The organism is Micrococcus lylae NBRC 15355, from assembly GCF_001570885.1.
Classification (GTDB): Bacteria; Actinomycetota; Actinomycetes; order Actinomycetales; family Micrococcaceae; genus Micrococcus; species Micrococcus lylae.
Window position 1 is genome coordinate 1 of record NZ_BCSN01000040.1, and the last position, 24,311, is coordinate 24,311.

17 protein-coding genes are annotated in these 24,311 nt (G+C 72.4%); 6 read left to right on the forward strand and 11 right to left on the reverse strand.

The features are described 5' to 3' along the window. Positions 1–632: 632 nt before the first annotated feature. From tyrS to MLY01S_RS08710, 3 genes are all read right to left on the reverse strand, one after another. A complete protein-coding gene (tyrS, locus tag MLY01S_RS08700) occupies positions 633–1,979 on the reverse strand; it encodes a tyrosine--tRNA ligase (protein WP_067191230.1) in 1,347 nt (448 codons plus the stop codon). 97 nt (positions 1,980–2,076) lie between these two features. Then, entirely contained in the window at positions 2,077–4,356 is a 2,280-nt protein-coding gene (locus MLY01S_RS08705; RefSeq protein ID WP_067191232.1) for a HelD family protein, read from the reverse strand. 101 nt (positions 4,357–4,457) lie between these two features. Next, a complete protein-coding gene (locus tag MLY01S_RS08710; RefSeq protein WP_067191234.1) occupies positions 4,458–5,546 on the reverse strand; it encodes a GTP-binding protein in 1,089 nt (362 codons plus the stop codon). 181 nt (positions 5,547–5,727) lie between these two features. On the opposite strand from MLY01S_RS08710, the gene ykgO reads away from it, so the two are divergent. Beyond that, positions 5,728–5,850 (forward strand): type B 50S ribosomal protein L36, encoded by a 123-nt coding sequence (ykgO, locus tag MLY01S_RS08715; RefSeq protein ID WP_067191236.1) that lies wholly within the window; start codon positions 5,728–5,730, stop codon positions 5,848–5,850. Positions 5,851–5,965: 115 nt separating this feature from the next. Here ykgO and argH read toward each other — a convergent pair whose 3' ends face one another. Beyond that, complete coding sequence (argH, locus tag MLY01S_RS08720) at positions 5,966–7,429, reverse strand: argininosuccinate lyase (protein ID WP_067191238.1); 1,464 nt, start codon at positions 7,427–7,429, stop codon at positions 5,966–5,968. Positions 7,430–7,552: 123 nt separating this feature from the next. After that, complete coding sequence (locus MLY01S_RS08725; RefSeq protein ID WP_067191240.1) at positions 7,553–8,794, reverse strand: argininosuccinate synthase; 1,242 nt, start codon at positions 8,792–8,794, stop codon at positions 7,553–7,555. A gap of 642 nt (positions 8,795–9,436) precedes the next feature. Here MLY01S_RS08725 and rpf point away from each other — a divergent pair. Next, a complete protein-coding gene (rpf, locus tag MLY01S_RS13075; protein ID WP_067191242.1) occupies positions 9,437–10,417 on the forward strand; it encodes a resuscitation-promoting factor Rpf in 981 nt (326 codons plus the stop codon). Between the two features lie 216 nt (positions 10,418–10,633). Then, positions 10,634–11,374, forward strand: coding sequence for a hypothetical protein (locus MLY01S_RS08735; RefSeq protein WP_067191244.1), 741 nt, complete (start codon positions 10,634–10,636; stop codon positions 11,372–11,374). Positions 11,375–11,474: 100 nt separating this feature from the next. On the opposite strand, the gene argR is transcribed toward MLY01S_RS08735, so the two are convergent. The 6 genes from argR to argC all read right to left on the reverse strand — a co-directional run bounded on the left by argR (position 11,475) and on the right by argC (position 17,491). Further along, positions 11,475–11,960: an arginine repressor gene (gene argR, locus MLY01S_RS08740; protein WP_067191246.1), complete on the reverse strand. Its 486-nt coding sequence runs from the start codon at positions 11,958–11,960 to the stop codon at positions 11,475–11,477. 1 nt (position 11,961) lies between these two features. After that, positions 11,962–12,930 (reverse strand): ornithine carbamoyltransferase, encoded by a 969-nt coding sequence (gene argF, locus MLY01S_RS08745; RefSeq protein ID WP_067191248.1) that lies wholly within the window; start codon positions 12,928–12,930, stop codon positions 11,962–11,964. Beyond that, the gene (locus tag MLY01S_RS08750; protein WP_067191250.1) at positions 12,927–14,225 is read right to left on the reverse strand and encodes an acetylornithine transaminase; all 1,299 of its coding nucleotides are present in this window, start codon (positions 14,223–14,225) and stop codon (positions 12,927–12,929) included. The genes argF and MLY01S_RS08750 overlap by 4 nt, the downstream gene beginning before the upstream one ends. Before the next feature lie 34 nt (positions 14,226–14,259). Continuing rightward, a complete protein-coding gene (gene argB / locus MLY01S_RS08755) occupies positions 14,260–15,207 on the reverse strand; it encodes an acetylglutamate kinase (RefSeq protein ID WP_082740006.1) in 948 nt (315 codons plus the stop codon). Positions 15,208–15,293: 86 nt separating this feature from the next. Then, complete coding sequence (gene argJ, locus MLY01S_RS08760) at positions 15,294–16,454, reverse strand: bifunctional glutamate N-acetyltransferase/amino-acid acetyltransferase ArgJ (protein ID WP_067191252.1); 1,161 nt, start codon at positions 16,452–16,454, stop codon at positions 15,294–15,296. Then, complete coding sequence (argC, locus tag MLY01S_RS08765; RefSeq protein WP_067191254.1) at positions 16,451–17,491, reverse strand: N-acetyl-gamma-glutamyl-phosphate reductase; 1,041 nt, start codon at positions 17,489–17,491, stop codon at positions 16,451–16,453. Before argC ends, argJ begins: the two co-directional genes overlap by 4 nt. Positions 17,492–17,576: 85 nt before the next feature. Here argC and MLY01S_RS08770 point away from each other — a divergent pair, with 85 nt between their 5' ends. The 3 genes from MLY01S_RS08770 (at position 17,577) to MLY01S_RS08780 (ending at position 24,090) form a co-directional block, all read left to right on the forward strand. Next, the gene (locus MLY01S_RS08770; RefSeq protein ID WP_082740008.1) at positions 17,577–18,608 is read left to right on the forward strand and encodes a quinone oxidoreductase family protein; all 1,032 of its coding nucleotides are present in this window, start codon (positions 17,577–17,579) and stop codon (positions 18,606–18,608) included. 125 nt (positions 18,609–18,733) lie between these two features. Then, positions 18,734–22,753 carry a Pls/PosA family non-ribosomal peptide synthetase gene (locus MLY01S_RS08775; RefSeq protein WP_067191256.1) on the forward strand — a complete coding sequence of 1,340 codons (4,020 nt, stop codon included), beginning with the start codon at positions 18,734–18,736 and terminating at the stop codon, positions 22,751–22,753. After that, positions 22,750–24,090: a M1 family metallopeptidase gene (locus tag MLY01S_RS08780; RefSeq protein WP_067191258.1), complete on the forward strand. Its 1,341-nt coding sequence runs from the start codon at positions 22,750–22,752 to the stop codon at positions 24,088–24,090. Before MLY01S_RS08775 ends, MLY01S_RS08780 begins: the two co-directional genes overlap by 4 nt. Positions 24,091–24,311 lie beyond the last annotated feature (221 nt).

The following is a 24,311-nucleotide window of genomic DNA, read 5'->3' on the forward strand; positions in this document are numbered from 1 at the left end:
AGAGAGTGTCAACTTGATGTTCTCAAGTCATTCACCATCCGACCGTGGCAGACAAGGACCAACCTTACCACCACCAACCCGGTCCCTGTCAAACCCAACCGCTGGCAGCAACACTGCCAACCGGATCCTCCAGGACTCACACCAGCCGGCACGCACCAGAAAGCCTCCACGACCCCAGACACGAACCGCACTGACACACCAGTCGATCAACTCTTCAAGAATACCCCTTCACTTCCCCAAGGAAATGACCGGGATGCTGACGTGAACACGGCCAACAACCGCTTGTTTCTCGTGTTTTCTACGGAAACCGTGGTACTCACTCCGACGCTGCGAACTGATCCGTTCCGCGCCTCAGCACGAGAAAGAACTCTACACACATCACCACCCACACGCAAAATCGGGGTGTCCACACATGCCGAAGGCCTCGTTCTCCGCGGAATCCTGCGGAGAACGAGGCCTTCCGAGCCAGCGCTCTCATCCCATTGCGGGCCACCGTTCCAGGTGACCTCGACCACTTCCGGGCGTACGCCGTCGTCGGGACAGGGCGGGAGCGATCGGCAGCGGTCCTCTGCCGGCTCCGCGGACGTGTCAGAGGGACAGGGCAGCGGTCCTCTGCCGGCTCCCCGGACGTGTCAGAGGGACAGGTCTGCGGCAGCCATGTTCTTCTTCCCCCGGCGGATGAGCAGCCAACGGCCGGCGAGGGCGTCGCCGGAGCCGAACGTCTGCTCCATATCCGTCACCTTGACGTTGTTCACGGACGCTCCGCCGTCCTTGATGATGCGTCGTGCCTCGGAGTTCGAAGAGGCCAGGCCGGAGGAGACCAGCAGATCGATGATGGAGACGCGGCCGTCTTCCCTTCGGGACCAGACCGAGGTGTCCGCCTGGTGGTCAAGCTCGGACAACACCGACTCCAAGGTCTCCGGCTCCACCGCGGACAGGTCTCCGCCTCCGAACACCGCGGCGGACGCGTCGATCACGGCCTGGGTCGCCGCCTCACCGTGGGCCAGCGTGGTGACCTCCCAGGCCAGGCGCTTCTGCGCCTCACGTCGGAACGGCTCGTCCGCCACCTTCTGCGCATACTCCTCGATCTGTGCACGGGTCAGGAACGTGAAGACCTTGAGGCGGTCCACCACGTCCGCGTCGGCCGTGTTGAGCCAGAACTGGTAGAAGGCGTACGGAGAGCACATCGAGGCGTCGAGCCACACGGCGTTGCCCTCGGACTTGCCGAACTTGGTTCCGTCCGCGTTGGTGATCAACGGGGTGCCCAGGGCGTGCACGTGCTCTCCCTCCACCTTGCGGATCAGCTCCGTGCCGGAGGTCAGGTTGCCCCATTGGTCCGAACCGCCGGACTGCAGGGTGATGCCGTGGCGGCGGAACAGCTCAAGGTAGTCGTTGCCCTGCAGCACCTGGTAGGAGAATTCCGTGTAGGAGATCCCCTCGTCCGAGTGCAGGCGCTTGGCCACGATCTCCTTCTTGACCATGGTGCCCACGCGGAAGTTCTTTCCGACCTCGCGCAGGAAGTCCAGGGCGGACATCTGCGCGGTCCAGTCCAGGTTGTTCACCATGGTGGCCGCGTTCTCACCTTCGAAGGACAGGTACGGGCGGATCTGCTCGCGCAGGGAGTCCACCCACTCGGCCACGACCTCACGGGTGTTCAGAACACGCTCGGAGGTCTGACGCGGGTCGCCGATCAGACCGGTCGCACCGCCCACCAGCGCGTAGGGCCGATGGCCGGCCAGCTGCAGGCGACGCATCAGCAGCAGCTGCACGAGGTGGCCCAGGTGCAGAGACGGGGCGGTCGGGTCGAAGCCGCAGTAGTAGCTCACCGAGCCCTCGACGAGGGCCTGCTCCAGGGAGGCCTCGTCGGTGGAGACGTGGACCAGGCCACGCCACTTCAGCTCCTGCCAGATGTTCTCGAAGCTGGAGTCGTTGGACTGCGCGCTCAGGCGCTTCTCGGTGTTCTGGGTCTCTGCGCTCACGGACTTCAGCGTACCCAGCGGCGGTCGCTGCCGCCGTCGGCGCGCCGCCGGATGTCGCAGTCCGAACATCTCGACGACGACCGCCCACCGGTGTCCGTCAGCGCACCAGTCCCCCCGGCAGGTCAGCCTCGGGGGCGTCGGTGACCACAGCCAGGGCCTGGGTGCAGCGGGTCATGGCGACGTAGAGGTCTCCGACCACCCCGTGGGCGTCCGCCACCAGTCGTTCCGGAGAAGCGAGCACCACGACGTCGAACTCGAGGCCCTTCGTCTCCCGCGCCGTGGCGACCACAACGTCAACACCCGGTGCCGGGACTCGGTCCACGGTGAGTCCCTGCTGCTGCATCGCCGCGGACAGCGGGGCGACGAGCTCCTCGGGCACCACGAGCGCACTGAGGCCCTCCGGGACGAGGTCGCGGAGTTCGGCCAGCCGTGCGAGCACCGCCTGCTGCAGTTCTCCGGCGGGCACGACGGTGAGCGTCGGCTCGTGGTCGCCCTCGCGCACGGCCTCCGGTGCCGTGACCTTCACCCCCGCGGCCCGGGCGACGCCCGCGGCCCAGCGGACGATGCGCGACGGGGTCCGGTAGTTGACCGAGAGCTCCTCGACCACCAGGCGCTCGTCGAACGAGTCGCCGAGGGCCTGCCGCCATGTCCGCGGGGCGCCCGGGGCCGAGGCCTGCGCGATGTCCCCCACGATGGTGAAGGACTTCATCGGGCAGCGGCGGGCCAGCAGACGCCACTGCATGGGGCTCAGCTCCTGTGCCTCGTCCACCACCACGTGGCCGTAGGTCCAGGTGCGGTCATGGCGGGCCTGCTCGGCAGTGGTGCGACGGACGGTGCCCCGCTCGTTGGCCCGGGCGAGCGTCTCCGCGTCGACGACGCCGTCGACGCCCAGGTCCGCGAGCGTCTGGTGGACGTTCTCGAGGGTGGCCTTCGCGTTCTCCACGTTGCGGCGATGCTGGGCCTCTCCGTCCTCCGCCGGTGCGCCTGAGGGCATGGCGCCCAGCAGCTCGGCCGCTTCGTCCAGCAGCGGCACGTCCGCCTCGGTCCACGGGGCGTCCGGGGCGCGGAGCAGCAGCCGGGCCTCGTCGTCGCCCAGCCACGGGGCGCAGGCCCGGAGCGTCTCCGGCGTGGAGAAGACCTCGGCGAGCAGCCGCTGCGGGGTCATGGGCATCCAGCACAGGTTCAGGGCGATGCGCACATCGCGGGAGGTCCGCACATCCTCCAGCAGGTAGTCCCGGTTCACGGTGGCGCCGGCCGAGTGCTCCAGCTTCTCGCGCAGCTGGTCCGCCAGCTCTCGGACCAGGATCTTGACGAAGGTCTCGCGCGCCTCGTTGTGCGGTTTGCGGGTGGCCCGGGCACGCTCGCAGGCGCGGCGGACCATGCCCGGGGACAGGGTGAGCGCCGTGCCGTCCACCGCCACGGTGCGGCGGGCAGGGATCAGCCTCTGCCGGCGGGCCACAGCCGCCTGCACCATCTCGGCGGCCTCGATGCGCCCCTTGAGGACGGCCACGCGGGGATCGGTCTCCGGGACGGCCGCCACACCGGGATACAGCGTGCCCAGCGAGGCCATCACCACACCCGTCTCGCCCAGCGAGGGCAGCACGCGCTCGATGTAGCGGAGGAAGCCGACCGACGGCCCGACGAGCAGGACGCCGGCCTTCGCGAGACGTTCCCGATGGGTGTAGAGCAGGTAGGCGGCGCGATGCAGCGCCACCGCGGTCTTGCCGGTGCCCGGCCCACCCTGCACCACCACGGCCCCGGGAAGCGGACGGCGGATCAGCTCGTCCTGCTCGGACTGGATGGTGGCGACGATGTCATGCATGCGTCCGGTGCGCCGCGCCGTCACGGCCGCGAGCAGCGCCCCCTGGCCGCCCACTGCGATCTCGTTCGTACCGGCGGAGGCGAGTTCGGGATCCAGCACCTCGTCCTCGATGTCCCGGACGGTGCGTCCGCGCAGCATCAGGTGGCGGCGGCGGCGCACGCCCTGCCGCTGCAACGGGGTGGCCTGGTAGAAGGCGCCGGCCTCCTGCGCCCGCCAGTCCAGGAGCAGCCGCTCGTGCTCCTCGTCGGTCAGGCCGATGCGGCCGATGTAGCGCGGGCCGGGCGTGTCTGCCTCGTGCTCCGCGTCCAGATCCAGCCGTCCGAAGACGAGGCGGTCCTCGACGGCCTCGAGCTGGGCCAGACGGTCCTCGTACAGAGCGGCGAATGCGTCCCGTTCGGAGTGGTTCTGCACCGATCCCTGGAGCCCGGAACGCCGGACGCCGGCGAGCTGCTCCTGCTTCTCGGCGCGCAGCGCGTCGAGGCGGGCGTAGCGGACGGCGACGCGCTCTCGCTCGAGGGCGAGCTCGGCCTCGCGGACGGTCACGGTGTCCCCCATGCGGTGCTCCCTGGTCTCGGGCCGGAGCGGTCTCCGGCGCGGAACGTGACCATCCATCCTATAGGTGCGCGTGTGAACGGAAGGTGACCTGCGGCGCCGGGTCAGCCCCAGGCGTCCGGACCGGCGGCGAACTCGGCGTCCGTGAGCAGGGCGGCGTCCAGGTCCGCCACGATCCGGGACAGGTCCGCATGGGCTCCCCAGCCGAACAGCGCGAGCTCGGGTCCCACGCACAGCAGCTCGGGTTCGAGGTCGTCCCCCGGGTCGGCACCGAGCACCGCGTCGTCCGGCGCCAGCGGATGCAGCTCGAGGTCCGTGCCGACCTGGTCCCAGCGGAAGGTCCACTCCGGCAGGTCGCCCAGGCGGCACAGGCCCGAGATCCGCAGGCCCGCCGCGGCCCCGCCCGCGCCCCGGGCGGCCGCCTCGAGCGCCCAGCGATCGGCGAGCTCCTCCAGGCGGCCGCGGTGGAAGGGACGGTGACGCTCGTAGCGGGCCACGCCGACGCCGGGCACCACCCGGTCCGTGGGCCACTCGCCGTTGACCACCTGGAGCCAGCCGGCGCAGTCCAGCTCGGGGCCGATCCCGCCGGCGGCGTCCGTGCCGGCCGTGCCCAGTGGACCTGCATCGGCGCGACCGCCGACCACCGGCAGCGCGTCCGGGCGCAGCACCGCGAGCAGGCGCCGGGCGGCGGTCTCGGCCTCCCCGTCCGCCCGGAGCACCCCGTGGACCGTCCGGTCTGCACCGGGCGTCGCCGCGGGACCTGTGGCACGGTCCGGCTCGGACGCGCCCACGAGGGCGTGGTGCGTGGCCGCCTCCAGGCAGTCGACGAGGGCCCGGCCGTGGCCGGCCCCGTCGGCGAGGTCCTCGTGGAGGGTGTGCAGGCAGGCGACCGCCACCACGGCGGTGACGCGCACCCGCTCCGGCTCGTCCGCCAGCTCGCCGATCACATGGGTCACCGGCACCTGCGCCGGCACCTCGAGCACCACCGGCCCGCCGGTCCGCAGCACCGCCTCCGGGACGAGGCCGTCTTCGCCCCAGGCGACTGCGGCGACGAGTGTTGCCCCAGCATCGGCGGCCAGCCGTGCCGCCTGCGCATGGCGCTGTGCGGCGTGCACGCCGGCCACCACCACGACGTCGGCCCGCAACGGTCGACCGCCGCTCCGGGGGCGGGACGGGAACGGGGGCTGGGACACGGAGGGTCTCCTTCTGGTCGATCGGACTGCCGCGTCCGGACCGTCGTCGGGCGGGACGGGACCGGTTCGGGGACAGGACGCGGACGACTTTATGCTAACCGTTCTCATTTGCGCTAATCTGTCCGAGTCCCGCTCGGGACGTCTGACCGAACCGCGACCACGAGCCCCCAGGAGGCACCCCATGAAGGTCCGCAACTCCCTGCGCGCCCTGAAGAACCAGCCCGGATCCCAGGTGGTCCGACGCCGCGGCCGCACCTTCGTGATCAACAAGAAGAACCCGCGGCTGAAGGCCCGCCACGGCTGACCGCCAGCGCTGCGACACCGGCCCCGCCCGCGGGCCGGAAGACCCGCAGGAACGACGACGGACGGTCGCCTTCCGTGGAAGACGACCGTCCGTCGTCGTGCCGGGGATGCGCCGCTCAGGCGGCGCCGACCACCGAGCCGGCGGAGTCGGCGAAGGGGCGGACCTCGTCCACGGCCTCCTTGAGCGCCGCGATCTGGGCGGCGACGGCGGAGGGCGCCGTTCCGCCCTGGGCGTCGCGGGAGGACAGCGAGCCCTCGGTGGAGAGCACCTGACGGACCTGCGGAGTCAGGTGCTCGGAGACGGAGGCGAACTCCTCGTCGGTGAGGTCCCACAGCTCCACACCGCGCTTCTCCGCCGCCTGGACGCATTCGCCGGAAAGCTCGTGGGCCACACGGAACGGGACGCCCTGGCGGACGAGCCATTCGGCGATGTCCGTGGCGAGTGCGAAGCCCTGCGGGGCCAGCTCCGCCATGCGCTCGGTGTGGAACGTCAGAGTGGCGATCATGCCGGAGACGGCCGGCAGCAGCAGCTCGAGGGTGTCGGCGGCGTCGAAGACCGGCTCCTTGTCCTCCTGAAGGTCCCGGTTGTAGGCCAGCGGCAGACCCTTGAGGGTCGCGAGGAGGCCGGCGAGATCGCCGATGAGCCGGCCGGATTTGCCGCGCGCGAGCTCGGCGACGTCCGGGTTCTTCTTCTGGGGCATGATCGACGACCCGGTGGAGAAGGCGTCGTCCAGGGTCACGAAACCGGCCTCCTTGGTGGCCCAGAAGATGACCTCCTCGGACACGCGGGACAGGTCCACGCCGATCATCGAGGCGACCCAGGCGAACTCCGCGTAGACATCGCGCGCGGCGGTGCCGTCGATGGAGTTCCACACGGCAGAGTCGAAGCCCAGCTCCGCGGCCACGGCCTCCGGATCCAGGCCGAGCGAGGAGCCTGCGAGGGCGCCGGATCCGTACGGGGAGACGGCGGCGCGGCGATCGAAGTCCGCCAGGCGCTGGACATCCCGCAGCAGCGGCCAGGCATGGGCCAGCAGGTGGTGGGACAACAGCACCGGCTGGGCGTGCTGCAGGTGGGTGCGGCCCGGCATCGGCGCGTAGGGGTGGGCCTCGGCCTGGGCGATCAACGCGTCGATCGTGGCGAGGACGCCGCGCGCGACCAGTCGGGCGTGGTCCCTCAGGTACATCCGACCCATCGTGGCGATCTGGTCATTGCGTGAGCGGCCGGCGCGCAGCTTGCCGCCGAGCTCCGGACCGGCGCGCTCGATGAGGCCACGCTCGAGGGAGCCGTGCACGTCCTCATCGGACTCCGCTGCGGTGTAGGCGCCGGAGACGACGTCTTCTTCCAGGCGGTCCAGGGCCGCCAACATGCCGTCCAGCTCCTCGGCCGTCAGCAGTCCGGCGGTGCGCAGCACGCGGGCGTGGGCACGGGAGCCGGCGATGTCGTAGCGGGCCAGGCGCCAGTCGAAGTCGGTGGACTTGCTCAGGGCGGCGAGGGCATCGGCGGGGCCGCCGGAGAAGCGGCCGCCCCACAGGGCGCCCTCGTTGGTGCCGTGGCGGGCGGAATCGGCTGGGGTGGTCATGGGGCCCTCCTGACGGGTGGGAGTCGACGTCGATGGTGCTGTGGGAAGGGACGGACGGCGGGACAGACGAGGCGGCCCCGGCTGCGGGATGCGCCGGGGCCGCCTCGTCGCCGGTCGACCGGGTCAGTCGTTGCTGAGGCGCGCGACGTCCGTCAGGTCGGCGGTGCCGCCCAGGCGCTGGTCGCGCTCGGAGGCGGTCTTGGCGGACAGGCCGTAGATGTCGATGAAGCCGCGGGCGGAGGACTGGTCGAACGCGTCGCCCTCGTCGTAGGTGGCGAGGTTGAAGTCGTACAGGCCGGTCTCGGAGCGGCGGCCCTGGACGGTGGCGCGGCCGCCGTGGAGCTCGAGCCGGATGTCGCCGTTGACATGCTCCTGGGTCGCGTCGATGAAGGCGTCCAGGTTCTGCTTCAGCGGCGAGTACCACTGGCCGTCGTAGACCAGCTCGGTCCAGCGGTCGGAGACCAGGCGCTTGAAGCGGGCCTGCTCACGCTCGAGGGTGACGTTCTCCAGCTCCTTGTGCGCGGCGATGAGGGCCATCGCGCCCGGGGCCTCATAGATCTCGCGGGACTTGATGCCCACGAGGCGGTCCTCCACGATGTCGATGCGGCCCACACCCTGGGCGCCGGCACGGCGGTTGAGCTCCTCGATGACCTCGAGCGGCGTCAGCGAACGGCCGTCGAGGGCGGTCGGGACGCCCTGCTCGAAGGTGATGGTCACGACGTCCGGCGCCGGCGAGAACGCCGGATCGTCCGTGTAGTCGTAGACGTCCTTGGTCGGACCGTTCCAGATGTCCTCCAGGAAGCCGGTCTCCACGGCACGACCCCAGACGTTCTGGTCGATCGAGAACGGGTTCTTCTTGGTGGTCACGATCGGCAGCTCGTTGCGCTCGGCGTAGTCGATCGCCTTGTCACGGGTCAGTGCCAGGTCGCGGACCGGGGCGATGCACTTCAGGTCCGGGCCGAGGGTCTGGATGGAGACCTCGAAGCGCACCTGGTCGTTGCCCTTGCCGGTGCAGCCGTGGGCCACGGTGGAGGCGCCGAACTGGCGGGCGGCCGCCACGAGATGGCGGGAGATCACCGGACGGGAGATGGCCGACACCAGCGGGTAGGCGTCCATGTAGAGGCCGTTGGCCTTGAGCGTCGGCATGCAGTACTGCTCCGCGAACTCGTCACGGGCATCGGCCACGTAGGCCTCGACGGCGCCGCAGTCCAGGGCGCGCTGGCGGACGGTCTCGAGGGACTCGCCGCCCTGACCCACGTCGACGGCCACGGCCACGACCTCGGCGCCGGTGGCCTCGGCGATCCAGCCGATGGCGACGGACGTGTCCAGACCGCCCGAATAGGCGAGGACGATGCGTTCCTTCACTGACGTGCTCCTCACGTGATTGTCTGCGGTGGCGCGGCCTCGGCGGAGGCCTGGTCGCACAGAGCGACCTGCCACCGGCGAGCCTAGCCCGTGAAGGCATAGTTATGCAACGCATGGAATACCGGGATGACCCCCCGGGGGCGACGCCAGGGGGCGTGGGGGCGGGTGACAGCACGGGCGGCGCCGTGCGCCAGAGCAGCGGCGGCGACGCCGACGCACCGCACGCCGCGGCGCCGATCGGAACGCCGTGACCTTTCCGGTGTCTGCGGTGCCACATCCCGACCATGGACATCCTGCACTGCACAACTGCCACTGCTGACAGACTGTCTACGCCCAACAGGCCTCAACCGCGCGTTGCAGACATACTGTCCACCAGAAGTGGAAGTTCTCCCCATTTCCTCCCACGGACTTGACGCGCACCCACCGCAGGGCGTTGACTCTCCCGTAGCCGATCCGTGACCTAACCGTGACCGACGCACCACGCGCCGGACGGGGCCGCACGGATCAACCTCTTCTGCCAGGCGCCCGCTGCGGGCCGTCCTACCCTGGCAGGAGTCTTGCCCCGAACCAGGGTGGACGGCCCATTGCCTGAGCACGCACTGTCTCGCAGGCGAGAAGCGGCAACCCGACCCTCTCAACGCCATGAACCTCATTGCATCCTCTGCCAAGCGCACTACCGCCACCGTCACCGCCGGCCTCACCGTCGCCGGCGCCGCCGCCATCGCGATCGCCGCTCCGGCCCAGGCCGCTTCTGAGGCCACCTGGGACCGCCTGGCCCACTGCGAGTCCGGTGGCAACTGGTCCATCAACACCGGCAACGGCTTCTACGGCGGCGTGCAGTTCAAGCTCTCGAGCTGGCACGCCGTGGGCGGCAAGGGCTACCCGCACCAGGCCTCCAAGGCCGAGCAGATCAAGCGCGCCGAGAAGGTCCTGGCGCTGCAGGGCTGGAAGGCCTGGCCGTCCTGCTCCAAGAAGCTGGGCCTGACCGCCGCCGACGCGGCCGGCTCCTCCGCCACCCCGGTCGAGCGCACCTCCGCCGTGGACACCTCCGCCGCCGACCGCGCCGAGGCTCAGCGCCAGGCCGCCGCCGAGAAGGCCGAGGCCCAGCGCCAGGCCGCCGCCGAGCGTGCCGAGGCTCAGCGCCAGGCCGCTGCTGAGAAGGCTGCCGCCGAGCGCGCCGAGGCCCAGCGCCAGGCCGCTGCCGAGAAGGCAGCCGCCGAGAAGGCAGCCGCCGAGAAGGCCGTGGCCGACCGCCAGGCCGCCGCCGAGAAGGCAGCCGCCGAGCGCGCCGAGGCCCAGCGCCAGGCCGCCGCCGAGAAGGCTGAGGCCGACCGCCAGGCCGCTGCTGAGAAGGCAGCCGCCGAGAAGGCCGTGGCCGACCGCCAGGCCGCCGCCGAGCGTTCCGCGGCTGCGGAGAAGGCCGCCGCCGAGCGTGCCGAGGCCCGCCGCCAGGCCGCCCAGCAGGAGACCGTGGTCGTCGAGGCCGGCGACAGCCTGTTCTCGCTGGCCAACAAGCACCGCATCGAGGGCGGCTGGGAGGCCATCTACGAGGCCAACTCCTCCGTCATCGAGGACCCGAACCTGATCTACGTCGGCCAGGAGTTCACCCTGCCGCGTGGCTGATCCACGGTCCCGCTGAAGGGCCCCGTCGCCGAGCGCGACGGGGCCCTTCACACATCTGCGGCCAGGGCCTCGTCCGGACCTGCACCACCCCTCACCAGACCGTCGTCGGCCCGGGGCGGCGTCCCGCAGACCGCCCGTGCGCGTGCCGTCCCGGCAGGCGCGGGGGGACACCGCGTACGCTGAACGACAGAGAGCTCACCTGCAGGAGGGACCGCCATGCCCGCATCGACGACCGTCGCCCCCGCCGCAGCACTCCGCCCCGTCCGTCACCATGCGGCACTGCTGGCCGGCCTGGCCGTGGTCAGCGGTTCCGCGCTGACCGGCTGCGTGCCGGAACCCCCACCGCTGGCACAGGTGTGGCCGTCCGTCCGCGCCTCGGTCGACGAGGCCACCTCGGTGCGGGTCAGCGGCGACGTCCGTCAGGGCGAGGGCACCATCGACGTCGAGCTCGCGGGCGCCCTGGACGACTCCTCCTACGCAGGCCGCCTGATCGAGGAGAAGGGCACGGTCGAGGTGATCGCCGCCGACGACACGACCTTCATCCGTCCGGACGAGAAGTTCGTCTCCGCCAAGGGCGGCGAGACCTTCAAGGACGTGGACCCGGGACTCTGGATCTCTGTCCCCTCCGGACGGGACGGCGCGTTCTCGATGTCCACCTTCTACGAGGGCTTCGTCTCCGCTCTCCCGGACGCCGACGCATTCGACGGCCAGGAGCCGCAGGCCGAGACGCTCCGCCTCGACGGCGAGCGGGTGTTCAAGTACTCCGACGTGGACGCCGGCGACGGCCACGTCTCGCTCTACATCAACCAGGACGACGAGCTGGTGCGTCTCGAGGTGGACGGCGAGAGCGACAGCAAGGACGGCCCGGCCGGCACCATCGACTTCCGCGACTGGAACGAGGTCCCGCCCACAGAGGCACCGCCGGAGGACCAGATCTACCAGCGCCCCGGGCTCTGAGGACTCAGACCCCGGCCCACCGGACGTGCGAGCGGCCGAGCACCGGTGTGTGTCGGACCCCTCACACGTCGCCGGGAAGCGGATCCCGCCGCGGTCTGCCTCAGCCGGCGAGGCCGAGCAGCTGGGCGGCCACCCCCGGGGCGTGCTCGGTACTGTCCGCGATGAGCAGGATGGTGTCGTCTCCGGCGATCGTCCCCAGCACGTGCTCCACCCGGGCCTGGTCGATGACACTGGCCATGTACTGGGCGGCGCCCGGCGGCGTACGCAGCACCACCAGGTTCTCGGTCGGCTCCGCGGAGATGAGCAGCTCGCGGCTCATCGAACTCAGACGGGCGGCCTGGGCCTCCCCGCTGCGGGCCGGGAAGCCGTCCTCGCCCTCCGCCGGGACGGCGTAGACCATCCCCTCGGCATCGCGCACACGCACCGCGCCCAGGTCCACGAGGTCACGGGAGAGCGTGCCCTGCGTGACCGAGAGTCCCCGGTCGGCGAGGGCCTCGGACAGGGCGGACTGGGACCGGATCTGCTGGGTCTGCAGCACGTCCCGGATGGCCGCCTGCCGCGCAGTCTTCGTGGTGGGGGTCGCCATGTCAGCGCACCTCCTCGGCGGGCGGCGCGGCCTGGCCGGACTTCTCGAGCAGCCAGGCCATCAGGGCCTTCTGGGCATGCAGCCGGTTCTCGGCCTCGTCCCACACCACGGACTGCGGACCGTCGATGACGTCCGCGGTGACTTCCATGCCCCGGTAGGCCGGCAGGCAGTGCAGGAAGATCGCGTCCTCAGCGGCGCGCCCCATGGCGGCGGCGTCCACCGTGTAGTCCCGGAAGAGCTCCTTGCGCTCGTGTGCCTCGTCCTCCTGTCCCATCGACACCCAGGTGTCCGTGACCACCACGTCGGCCCCGTCCAGCGCCTGGGCCGGGTCGGTGGTGACCAGGACGGAGCCTCCGGTCTCCGCGGCGCGCTCCTCGGCGGAGGCCACCACATGCGGAGCCGGCAGGCACCCCTCGGGCCCGGCCACGCGGACGTGCATGCCGGCGGTGACGCCCGCCAGCAGGTACGAGTGGCCCATGTTGTTCGCCGCGTCGCCGACGTAGGTCAGGGTCAGTCCCGCGGTGCGGCCCTTGTGCTCGCGAACGGTCAGCAGGTCCGCGAGCAGCTGGCACGGGTGGTAGTCGTCCGAGAGCGCATTGATCACGGGGACCCCCGCGTGCTCGGCCATCTCCTCCAGGCCAGTCTGCGCATAGGTGCGCCAGACGATCACCGAGGCCATGCGTCCCATCACCCGTGCCGAGTCCCCCACGGACTCCTTGTGGCCCAGCTGCGACTCCCCCGGGTTGATGATCAGCGGCTGGCCGCCGAGCTCGGCGATGCCGGCGGCGAAGGAGATACGCGTGCGCGTGGACGTCTTGTCGAAGATCACCAGCCCCGTGCGCGGGCCGGCCAGCGGGCGGCGGGAGAAGCGGTCCGCTTTCATCTCGGAGGCCAGGTCCAGGACCTCGGCCTGCTCGGACGGGGACAGGTCGGTGTCCACCAGGAAGTGGCGCACGGCGGTGTCGGTCACAACGATGCTCCTCGGTTCTCGGTCGGCTGTCCGGCGGCGGACAGGATCGTGGGCAGGGCGGCGACGAAGTCGCGCGCGTCGGCCTCGTCCAGGATCAGGGGCGGGGCCAGGCGCAGGGTGCGCGGACCCGTGGCGTTGACGATCCAGCCGCCCTCCAGGGCGGCGCGGACGACGGCCGGCGCGGGGCCGGCGTCGGGAAGCGGACGCACTGCGTCCGCGGCGAGGTCCACGCCGAGCCAGAGGCCATACTGGCGGACCTCGGTCACCGAATCCACCGCGCGCAGACCGTCGCCGAGCGCGGCGCCCACGCGACGGACGTTCTCCAGCAAGGCCTCCTCCTCGATCGTGGCGAGGACGGCGCGGGCGGCGGCCGCGGCCAGCGGGTTGCCGCCGAACGTGGTGCCGTGCTGCCCCGGGCGCAGCAGCGCCGAGACCTCCGACCCCACGGAGACGAGCGCACCGATCGGGACGCCTCCGCCCAGCCCCTTGGCCAGGGTGAACGCATCCGGCACCACAGGGTCTCCCCCGGTCACCGCGGGGTCCTGGAACGCGAACCAGCTGCCGGTGCGGCCGATGCCGGACTGCACCTCGTCCAGGATCATCAGCGCCCCGGCCTCCCGCGTCGCGGCGCGGACGCCCGCCAGGTAGCCGGCGGGCCAGCCATGGACGCCGCCCTCGCCCTGCACGGGCTCCAGGAGGACGGCGGCCACGGTGCGCCCCTCGGCGTCCGGGGCGAGCGCGGCCTGCAGGGCGTCCAGGTCTCCGCCGGGGATCCGCTCCACCCCTCCGGGCAGCGGCTCGAAGGGGGCACGGTAGGCCTCCTTCGACGTGAGCGCGAGGGCACCCATCGTGCGGCCGTGGAAGGCCCCCTCCAGGGCGATGACGCGGGTGCGCAGCCCGGAGGGGTCCTCGCCTCCGTGCCGGCGGGCCAGCTTGAAGGCCGCCTCGTTCGCCTCCGACCCGGAGTTGGCGAAGAACACCGAGGAGCCCGCCGGCGCCCCGGACAGGCGCAGGAGGTCCTCGGCCAGGCCGACCTGGGGCTCCGAGGTGAAGAGGTTGGAGACGTGCATGAGGCGTCCGGCCTGCTCGGACACGGCCGCCACGAGGCGCGGGTGGGCGTGGCCGAGGGAGTTCACCGCGATCCCGGCGAGCAGGTCCACGTACTCGCGGCCGTCCTCGTCCACCACGCGGACGCCCGAGCCGGAGACGAGGGCCCGCTGGGGCGGGCCGAACAGTCCGGTGAGGGCGTGGCTGTAGCGGTCGAGCAGGGTGCCGTGTGCGGCATCGGCGGTCATGGCGGTCTCCTTCCGAAGGGATGCGCAGGCGGTGTCAACGGGCATCGGGGACCACCTGGGTGCCGACGCCTGCGGAGGTGAAGACCTCCAGCAGCATCGAGTGCGGTCGTCGCCCGTCCACCACGTGGGCGCGCGGCACGCCGGCGTCGATCGCCTCCAGGCAGGCCGCCATCTTCGGGATCATGCCGGAGGACAGGGACGGGAGCAGCTCCCGCAGCTGAGAGGCGGTGAGGGAGCTGATGAGCGAGTCGCGGTCCGGCCAGTCCGCGTAGACGCCCTCGACGTCGGTGAGGAGCACGAGTTTGCGGGCACCGATCGAGGCGGCGAGCGCTCCGGCGGCGGTGTCCGCGTTGACGTTGAGCACGTGGCCGGTGAGGTCGCCGTGGTCGTCCACCTCGGGGGCCACGGAGGACACCACGGGGATGCGGCCGGCCTCGATCACGTCCCGGATGGCCTCCGGATTCACGCCGATGACCTCCCCGACCAGTCCGAGGTCCACAGGCTCGCCGTCCACCACGGTGCCGGTGCGGCGTGCTTGGAACAGGGCGCCGTCCTCGCCGGAGGAGCCGATCGCGTAGGGGCCGTGGGAGTTGATCAGGCCGACGAGCTCGCGGCCGACCTGACCGGTGAGCACCATGCGCACCACGTCCATCGCCTCCGGCGTGGTCACGCGCAGGCCGCCGCGGAACTCGGACTCGATCCCGAGCCGGTCCAGCATGGTGTTGATCTGCGGGCCGCCGCCGTGCACCACCACGGGGCGCACACCCACGTGCAGCAGGAAGACGATGTCCTCGGCGAAGGCGCGGCGCAGCTCCTCGGAGACCATGGCGTTGCCGCCGTACTTGATGACCATCGTGGTGCCGGCGAACCGCTGGATCCACGGCAGGGCCTCGATGAGGACCTCCGCCTTGGACCCGGCGCGCTCGAGGCGGTCCGCGGCGGAGAGCACCGGGGTGGCGGCGGTCGACGGGTTCTCGATCATGGCGTGGGGGCCTTCCGTGGAGTGGGTCCGGGGGACGGTCGCGGCGGGCCGGGGTGTCCTGCGCACCGGCCCTGCCGTCCGCGGCTTCAGGTGGAGTAGGCGGAGTTCTCGTGGACGTAGTCGTGGGTGAGGTCGTTGGTCCAGATCGTGGCCTCGGCGTCGCCTGCGTGCAGGTCGATCTCCACGCGCACCTCGCGTGCGGACAGGTCCACGAGGGAGCGGTCCTCCCCCACGCCGGAGGCACGGCAGACCTGGACCCCGTTGAAGGACACGTCCAGGGCGGTCGCGTCGAACGCGGCCACATACTCCGGCACGGTGCCCACCGCGGAGATCACGCGGCCCCAGTTCGGGTCCTGGCCGAAGACCGCGGTCTTGAACAGGTTGGAGCGGGCGACGGCACGGGCCACGGCCTCGGCGGCCTCCTCCGTCTCGGCGTTCACCACGCGGACGGCGATGTCGTGCTCGGCGCCCTCGGCATCCCCGACCATCTGGCGGGCGAGATCCGCACAGACGCGGGTGACGGCGGCGCCGAACTCGTCCGGGTCCGGGGCCACGCCTGAGGCGCCGGAGGCCAAGAGGATCACCGTGTCGTTGGTGGACATGCAGCCGTCGGAGTCGGCGCGGTTGAAGGTCGCGGCCACGGCACGGTCGAGGGCGAGCTGCAGGGCGGAGGCGGGCAGGTCGGCGTCGGTGGTGACGACGGCGAGCATCGTGGCCATGCCCGGGGCGAGCATGCCGGCGCCCTTGGCCATGCCGCCCACCGTGTAGCCGGTCCCGTCCACGCGGGACTGTTTGGCGCGGGTGTCCGTGGTCATGATGGCCTCGGCCGCGGCAGGGCCTCCCTCCGTGCCGAGCCCCTGCACGGCGGTGTCGACGCCCGGGAGCAGCCTCTCCATGTCCAGCGGCTCGCCGATGAGGCCGGTGGAGCAGACCAGGACGTCGCCGGACGAGCAGCCGAGGGCAGCGGCCGCGTGCTCGGCGGTGCGGTGGGCGTCCCGGAAGCCCTGCTGGCCGGTCGCCGCGTTCGCGCCGCCGGAGTTGAGCACCACGGCATAAGCTCGGCCGTCCGTGACGGCCTGACGGGACCAGAGGACCGGGGCTGCGGCCACGCGGTTGGTGGTGAACACGGCCGCCGCCTCGTGCTTCGGCCCGTCGTTGACGACGACGGCCACGTCCGGCTTCCCGGACGGCTTCAGTCCGGCGGTGGTCCCGACCGCCCGGAACCCTGCTGCTGCGGTGACGCTCACGGTGCGACCCCCTGGCTCTCGAGCCCGGCCTGCTCCGGCAGGCCCAGGGCGATGTTCATGGACTGGACGGCGCCGCCGGCGGTGCCCTTGCAGAGATTGTCGATCGCGCTGACCACCACGACGCGGCCGGCGCGCTCGTCCACGGCGAGCTGCACCTGGACATGGTTGGAGGCGATCACCGCCGCGGTGGTCGGCCACTGCCCCTCGGGCAGCAGGCGCACGAACGGCTCGTCCGCGTAGGCCGTCTCCCAGGCCGCACGCACGGCGGCGGGGTCGGCGTCGTCGGTCAGGCGGGCGGTGGCCGTGGCCAGGATGCCGCGGGGCATGGGTGCCAGAGTCGGGGTGAAGGAGACCTGGACGTCCTCCCCCGCAGCCCAGGCGAGGCCCTGTTCGATCTCGGGCGTGTGGCGGTGGCCGCCGCCCACCCCGTAGGGACTCATGGAGCCCATGACCTCGGAGCCGAGCAGGTGGGGCTTGAGCGCCTTGCCCGCGCCGGAGGTGCCGGAGGCGGCCACGATGACGACGTCCCGCGGCTGAAGGAGCCCGGCGCCGAAGCCCGGGGTGAGGGCGAGGAGCGTGGCGGTGGGATAGCAGCCCGGCACGGCGATGCGCCTGGCCCCGGCCAGCCGCCCGCGCTGTCCGGGCAGCTCGGGCAGCCCGTAGGGCCAGGTTCCGGCGTGCTCCGTGCCGTAGTACTGCGCCCAGGTGGCGGCCGACTCGAGACGGTGGTCCGCGCCGGCGTCGATCACCACGGTGTCCGGCGAGCGCTCGGCCAGCTCCGCGGCGATCGGTCCGCTGGCGCCGTGCGGCAGGGCGAGGAAGACGACGTCGTGCCCGGCGAGGACGTCCGCCGTCGTGGGCTCGAGGACGCGGTCGGCCAGGGTGTGCAGGTGTGGCTGGAGGACGCCGAGACGCTCTCCCGCCTGGGAGTGGGCGGTGACGGCCCCGATCTCGACCTCGGGGTGGCCGCTCAGCAGGCGCAGGGCTTCGCCTCCGGCATAGCCGCTGGCTCCGGAGACGGCGACGGTGATGCTCATGGACCCATCCTAGACCAGATATGCACTGTGTCGAATATGTATTCCGTCATGGTTCGGGCCACGCCGGATCACTACGCTGGGCGGCATGGATGCCACCCAGACCCAGCCCGTCTCGCCCGGCGCCGATGCCTCCTTCGACGTCCCACAGACCCACCGCGCGATCGTCGCCGAGCAGACCGGCGGCCCCGAGGTCCTGCAGTGGACCGAGGCGCCCGTTCCCGCCCCCGGTCCGGGGCAGGCGCTGGTCCGCACCGCCGCCGCAGGCCTGAACTTCATCGAGACCTACCAGCGCTCCGGGGTCTACCCGGTGGACATGCCCTTCGTGCCGGGCACGGAGGGCTCAGGGACGGTCGTCGCCGTCGGGGCCGACGTGGACTCCGTCGCCGTGGGCGACCGGGTGATGACCGCCGCCGGCGTGGGCACCTACGCCGAGCACTTCCTCGCCCCCGCCGAGCAGCTTCTGCCGGCCCCCGGCTCGCTCGACCTCGCCGAGGCCGCTGCTCTGCCGCTGCAGGGCCTGACGGCCCACTACCTGTCCCGCTCCACGTTCCCGGTCCAGGCCGGCCAGACCGTCGTGGTCACCGCCGGCGCCGGCGGCGTCGGCCTGCTGCTGACCCAGCTGTGCCGCGCCCGTGGGGCGCGCGTGGTCACCACGGCGTCCACCGAGGCCAAGCGGGAGCTGTCCCTGCAGGCAGGGGCGACCGTGTCGGTCGACTACCCGGACGTGCAGGCCGCGGTGGAGGAGCTCACCGGAGACGAGGGCGCCGACGTCGTGTACGACGGTGTGGGGAAGGCGACCTTCGAGGACTCCCTGGCGTGCCTTCGGGTGCGCGGCATGCTCGTGCTCTTCGGCGGCGCGTCGGGCCAGGTCCCGCCGTTCGACCTGCAGCGCCTCAACGGCGCCGGCGGCCTGTTCGTCACGCGCCCGTCCCTGGTGCACTACACTCGCACCCCGCAAGAGACGCACTGGCGTGCCCAGGAGCTGGCGGAGGCCGTGGCGGACGGATCGCTGACCCTGCGGATCGGCGAGCGCTTCGCCCTCTCCGACGCCGCGGCCGCGCACACGGCACTCGAGGGGCGGCAGACCACCGGCAAGGTGCTGCTCACCCTGGACTGACAGGCCCTCCGCCCGCCGGGGAGCCTGTCGGTCGGGGCCGGCCCCGCCACTACAATGCGACAGGCGAGGCACCGACGCCCTGTGCTCGTGCCCTCGTCTTCGAGGCCCTCATACCACCCGGAGGAATGGTGACCGCACCTCACCGCGCCCAGCTGCCCGGAGGGGACCGTGCGCCCGCGCCGCGGACCCTGTGGGACGTCCTGACCGCCACCGCCGCAGAGCATCCGAACGCCCCGGCCCTCGACGACGGCACCCAGATCCTCGAGTACACCGACCTTATCGAGCGCGCCGAGGCATGCGCCGCCCGCCTGACGGCCGCCGGCATCGGCGCCGGCGAGCGCATCGGCGTGCGGATCCCCTCCGGGACGGTCGACCTCTACGTGGCGATCCTCGGCGTGCTCGCCGCCGGCTGCGCCTACGTCCCGGTGGACGCGGACGACCCGGACGAGCGTGCCCGCCTCGTCTTCGCCGAGGCGAAGGTGACCGGTGTCCTCACCGACGAACACACCCTGGAGCGCGGCACGGACGCCGCCGCGGACGCCGAGCCCGTCACCGCCGTCGGTGCGGACGGGCAGACCACGGCGACGGCTCCGCCCCGACAGGCCCGACACCCCCTGCCCGACGACGACGCGTGGATCATCTTCACCTCCGGATCGACCGGCACCCCCAAGGGTGTGGCCGTCACCCACCGCAACGCCGCCGCGTTCGTGGACGCGGAGGCGCGGATCTTTCTGGCGGACGATCCGCTCGGCCCCGGCGACCGCGTGCTGGCGGGACTGTCCGTGGCCTTCGACGCCTCCTGCGAGGAGATGTGGCTCGCCTGGCGCCATGGCGCCTGCCTCGTCCCTGCTCCACGCGCACTCGTGCGCTCCGGCATGGACCTCGGCCCCTGGCTCGCCGAGCGCCGCATCACCGCGGTCTCCACCGTGCCGACCCTGGCGGCCATGTGGCCCTCCGAGGCCCTGGAGAATGTGCGCCTGCTGATCTTCGGCGGGGAGGCGTGCCCGCCCGAACTCGCCGCCCGCCTGACCGAGCAGGGACGCCAGGTGTGGAACACCTACGGCCCCACCGAGGCGACCGTGGTGGCCTGCGCCGCCGAGATGACCGGCGAAGGGCCGGTGCGCATCGGCCTGCCGCTGGACGGCTGGGACCTGGCCGTCGTGGACCCCGCCACCGGGATCCCCGTGGCCGACGGCGAGACCGGTGAGCTGATCATCGGCGGCGTCGGCCTGGCCCGCTACCTGGACCCGGCCAAGGACGCGGAGAAGTACGCGCCCATGGACACCCTCGGCTGGGAGCGCGCCTACCGCTCCGGCGACCTCGTGGTCTTCGACCCTGCCGGCCTGCTCTTCGTGGGCCGCGCAGACGATCAGGTGAAGCTCGGCGGCCGACGCATCGAGCTCGGCGAGGTCGACGCGGCGCTGCAGGCCCTGCCCGGCGTCCAGGGCGGCGCCGCCGCCGTGCAGACCACCCCGGCAGGTCACCAGATCCTGGTGGGCTACCTCGTGCCGTCCGGCGCCCCGGAGGACCTGGACCTCGAGGCCGCCCGGCAGCTCTTGGCAGAAGAGCTGCCGGCCGCCCTGGTCCCCCGGCTGGCCGTCACGGACACCCTCCCGACGAAGACCTCCGGCAAGGTCGACCGCAATGCCCTGCCCTGGCCGCTGCCCGGCGCCCAGCCGGACGAGGACGCCCCGCCGATCGACGAGTCCACGGACGCCGGCTGGATCGAGCGCCAGTGGGCCGACGTCCTCGGCGCCGCGCCCCGCGGTCCCAAGACCGACTTCTTCGCGGCCGGGGGCGGCTCCCTGGCCGCCGCACAGCTGGTGGCCCGCCTGCGTTCCCGCTATCCGCAGGTGACCGTCCAGGACATCTACGCCACCCCCCGGATCGGCGACCTGGTCGAGTCCCTCGCCGGCGCCGCCGCGGCCGTCCCGGTCGAGGACCGGCACGTGGCCCGCACCCGGAAGAAGGCCCAGTGGGCACAGACCCTCGTGGGCGTGCCCGTGTTCATCCTCCCTGCCCTGCGCGCCGCCGTGTGGACCGCCCTGGTCCTCAACGTCCTGGCCGCCACGGGGCTGGCTCCCGCCGTGCCCACCGTGGACTGGTGGCTGCTCGCCGTCGCCTGGCTCGCCGTGGTCTCCCCGCCGGGACGCATGGCCCTGGCCGCGCTGGCCTGCCGGCTGCTGCTGGCCGGGGTGAAGCCCGGCGTGCATCCCCGCGGCGGCCGCGTCCACCTGCGCCTCTGGCTCGCCCAGCACGTGGTGGACCTCGTGGACCCCTACTCCCTGGCCGGCGCCGTCTGGGTGCCTGCCTTCGCCCGCGTGCTCGGCGCCCGGATCGGCAAGGACGTGGACCTGCACTCCCTGCCGCCTGTGACCGGGCTGCTCGAGATCGGCGAGGGCGCCTCCATCGAGCCGGAAGTCGACCTCTCCGGCTACTGGGTGGACGGCGACCGCGTGCACATCGGCACCGTCAAGGTCGGGGCGGGCGCCGTCGTCGGCGCCCGCTCCACCCTGATGCCCGGCTCCTCCGTGGGCGAGGGCGCCCACGTCGAGCCCGGCTCCACGGTGGTCGGGCGGCTGCGGGGCCACCGCATCCACGCCGGCTCCCCCGCCGTCCGCGTCGGCAAGGTCAAGGACACCGGACCCAACGTGGCCCCGCCGCGCGCCACGGGCTACCGCCTCCTCTCCACCCTGGCCTCCTCCGTGCTCGCCGCCCTGCCGCTCATTGCGGCGGCCGTGGCCGGCGCGCTCGGCCTGTGGTCCCTGACCTGGTGGGGCACCGAGGTGACGGACCTGGGCCCGGCCGGGTCCGTCGTCGTGGTCCTGGGCCGGCTGCTGGCCGTCAGCCCGCTGCTGGCGGCCGTCTGGTTCGGGGTGCACATGCTGCTCGTCCTGGTCACCACCCGGCTGCTGTCGATCGGCATCACCGAGGGCTACCATCCGGCCCGGTCCCGGGTGGGCTGGCAGATCTGGGCCACCGAGCGCCTGCTCGACGCCGCCCGTGACCAGCTCTTCCCGATCTATGCCTCCCGGTTCACACCCACCTGGCTGCGCTGGCTCGGCGCGGAGGTCGGCCGGGACGTCGAGGCCTCCACCGTGGTGCTGCTGCCGTCGATGACCCGAGTGGGCGACGGCGCCTTCCTCGCCGACGACACCATGGTCTCCTCCTACGAGCTGCAGGACGGCTGGATGCACGTGGCTCGCGCCAAGGTGGGCAAGCGCTCGTTCGTGGGCAACTCCGGCATGGTCCCGGCCGGCCGCACCCTGCGGCGCGACTCCCTCGTCGCCGTGCTGTCCACGACTCCCACCAAGACCAAGGCGGGCACCTCCTGGATGGGCTCCCCGCCGGTCCGCCTGCGACGCACCGAAGTGCAGGCGGACACCTCCCTCACCTACGACCCGCCGGCCGCCCTGCGCCGCGCCCGCACCTGCTGGGAGCTGCTGCGCGCGATCCCGGTCTGGCTGCACGCCGCGCTCCACCTGCTCGTCGGCGGTGCCCTGGCGCTGCTGGCCACCGTCTCCTGGGGGCTCACCGCCGTGGCCGGCGGCCTCGTCCTGCTGGCCGCCGGCGCGGTGGCCGCCACGCTCACCGTCCTGGCGAAGAAGGTGTTCGTCGGCCGCATCGACGCCGGTGAGCATCCGCTGTGGTCCCCGTTCATCTGGCGCAACGAGGTGGCGGACACCTTCACCGAGTACCTCGCCGCCCCCTGGTTCGCGCGCGCCGCCGCCGGAACACCCGCCATGGTCTGGTTCCTGCGTGCCATGGGCGCACGGATCGGCCACGGCTGCTGGGTCGAGTCCTACTGGCTGCCCGAGGCGGACCTGGTCTCCCTCGGCGACGGGGCCACCGTCAACCGCGGCTGCGTGGTGCAGACCCACCTCTTCCACGACCGGGTCATGTCCCTCGACGCGGTGGATCTGGCCGCCGGCGCCACCCTCGGCCCGAACTCCGTGGTCCTGCCCGCCGCCCGCCTCGGCGCCGGCACCACCGTGGGCGCCGGTTCTCTGGTCATGCGCGGCGAGGAGCTGCCCGCCGGCACCTGGTGGATCGGCAACCCCGTCTCCCCGTGGTCCGACCCCGCCCCGCGCGCCTGGCGTGCCGCATGGCGCTCCCCCGACTCCCGTCCCCGAAAGGCCTCATGAGCACCGATCCCTACCTGCCCGCAGTCGGCTCGGACGTGCTGGCGCTGGACGCCGTCCGCCTCGAGCTGGACGTCCGCCTGGCCGCCAACCGGATCGCCGGCACCGCAGTGCTGCACGGCCGCCTGCTCGCCCAGTCCGCTCGCGTGGAGCTGGACCTGCACAGGCTCTCCGTCACGAAGGTGAGGGCCCAGGCCGCCGGGCGGCCGCTGCCGCGGGTCAAGGCGTCCCAGCCACGTCGCCGCCCGCACCGTGTGGTGGTGGAGCTCGGCGAGTCCCTGCCCGCCGGGACCGAACTGGAGCTCACCCTGGACTACCGCGGCACCCCGAAGCCACGGCGCAGCCCCTGGGGCACCGTCGGCTGGGAGGAGCTCACCGACGGTGTCCTCGTGGCCGGCCAGCCGCACGGCGCCTCCACGTGGATGCCCTGCGTGGACTCCCCGGACAACCGCATGAGCGCGGACATCACCGTCACCTGCGACGCCGGCTACCTGCCCGTGTCCAACGGCACCGGCACCCCGGTGAAGCAGTCCGGTTCCCGCACCACCTGGCGCTGGGTCCTGGACGAGCCCGTCCCCCCGTACCTGCTCACCCTGCAGATCGGCCGGTACCGGCTGATCGAGCTCCCCGGCCGCAGCGACGGCCCGCCGATCACCCTCGCCGTGACTCCGCAGACGCAGCAGCGTGCGCTCACCGCGCTGGGCGCACAGCACCGCATGGCCGAGGTGTTCCAGGCGGCCTACGGCCCCTACCCCTTCGACGCCTACACAGCCGTGGTGGCCGACGATGACCTCGAGATCCCCCTGGAGTGCGCCGGCCTGTCCCTGTTCGGCACCAACCACCTGACGGGCCAGTGGGAGGACGAGCGGCTGATCGCCCACGAGCTGTCCCACCAGTGGTTCGGCAATGCCGTGACCCTGGGCCACTGGGCGGACCTGTGGCTGCACGAGGGCTTCGCCTGCTACAGCGAGTGGCTCTGGTCCGAGGCCTCCGGCCGCGAGTCCGTCCAGGCCCATGCCCGCCGCGCCTGGCAGGGCCTGGCCGAGCAGCCGCAGGACGTGGCGCTCACCGACCCGGGGCCGAAGGACATGTTCGACGACCGCGTGTACAAGCGCGGCGCCCTGACGGTGCTGGCGCTGCGCCGTCTGCTCGGGGACGCCGTATTCGGCCGCATGGTGCGCGGCTGGGTGGCCGAGCACCGCTTCGGCACCGTGGACACCGCGATGTTCCGGGCCCACGTGCACTCGTGGGCCCCGGCCGCAGGCGTCACCGCCGCGGCCGTGGACGCCCTGTTCGACGCCTGGACCGTGGAGGCGGCCCTGCCGGCGTTCCCGGGCTGAGCGGCCCCCGCCGCAGCACGGATGAGGGCGGGGACCCTCTGGTCCCCGCCCTCGATCTCCGCAGTTCTCGTCAGCGACGCTGGATCGACTCCTTGGGGTGGAGCGAACGCTCACCAGACTCGTCGATCTCGAAGAGGACGACGATCGCGTCATGGCGCTTGGCCACCCACTCATCACGCAACGTGTCCCACTCCTTCACCTCCATCACGGGGCCGCCGTCG

Bases quoted from the DNA above. Each gene is read 5' to 3' on its own strand.
- MLY01S_RS08775 (WP_067191256.1), top strand. From the start codon at position 18,734: ATGGTGACCGCACCTCACCGCGCCCAGCTGCCCGGAGGGGACCGTGCG.
- argC (WP_067191254.1), bottom strand. From the start codon at position 17,491: ATGAGCATCACCGTCGCCGTCTCCGGAGCCAGCGGCTATGCCGGAGGC.
- argB (WP_082740006.1), bottom strand. From the start codon at position 15,207: ATGATCGAGAACCCGTCGACCGCCGCCACCCCGGTGCTCTCCGCCGCG.
- argH (WP_067191238.1), bottom strand. From the start codon at position 7,429: ATGACCACCCCAGCCGATTCCGCCCGCCACGGCACCAACGAGGGCGCC.
- ykgO (WP_067191236.1), top strand. From the start codon at position 5,728: ATGAAGGTCCGCAACTCCCTGCGCGCCCTGAAGAACCAGCCCGGATCC.
- MLY01S_RS08770 (WP_082740008.1), top strand. From the start codon at position 17,577: ATGGATGCCACCCAGACCCAGCCCGTCTCGCCCGGCGCCGATGCCTCC.
- MLY01S_RS08750 (WP_067191250.1), bottom strand. From the start codon at position 14,225: ATGACCGCCGATGCCGCACACGGCACCCTGCTCGACCGCTACAGCCAC.
- MLY01S_RS08780 (WP_067191258.1), top strand. From the start codon at position 22,750: ATGAGCACCGATCCCTACCTGCCCGCAGTCGGCTCGGACGTGCTGGCG.
- MLY01S_RS08705 (WP_067191232.1), bottom strand. From the start codon at position 4,356: ATGGGGGACACCGTGACCGTCCGCGAGGCCGAGCTCGCCCTCGAGCGA.
- argR (WP_067191246.1), bottom strand. From the start codon at position 11,960: ATGGCGACCCCCACCACGAAGACTGCGCGGCAGGCGGCCATCCGGGAC.
- MLY01S_RS08735 (WP_067191244.1), top strand. From the start codon at position 10,634: ATGCCCGCATCGACGACCGTCGCCCCCGCCGCAGCACTCCGCCCCGTC.
- rpf (WP_067191242.1), top strand. From the start codon at position 9,437: ATGAACCTCATTGCATCCTCTGCCAAGCGCACTACCGCCACCGTCACC.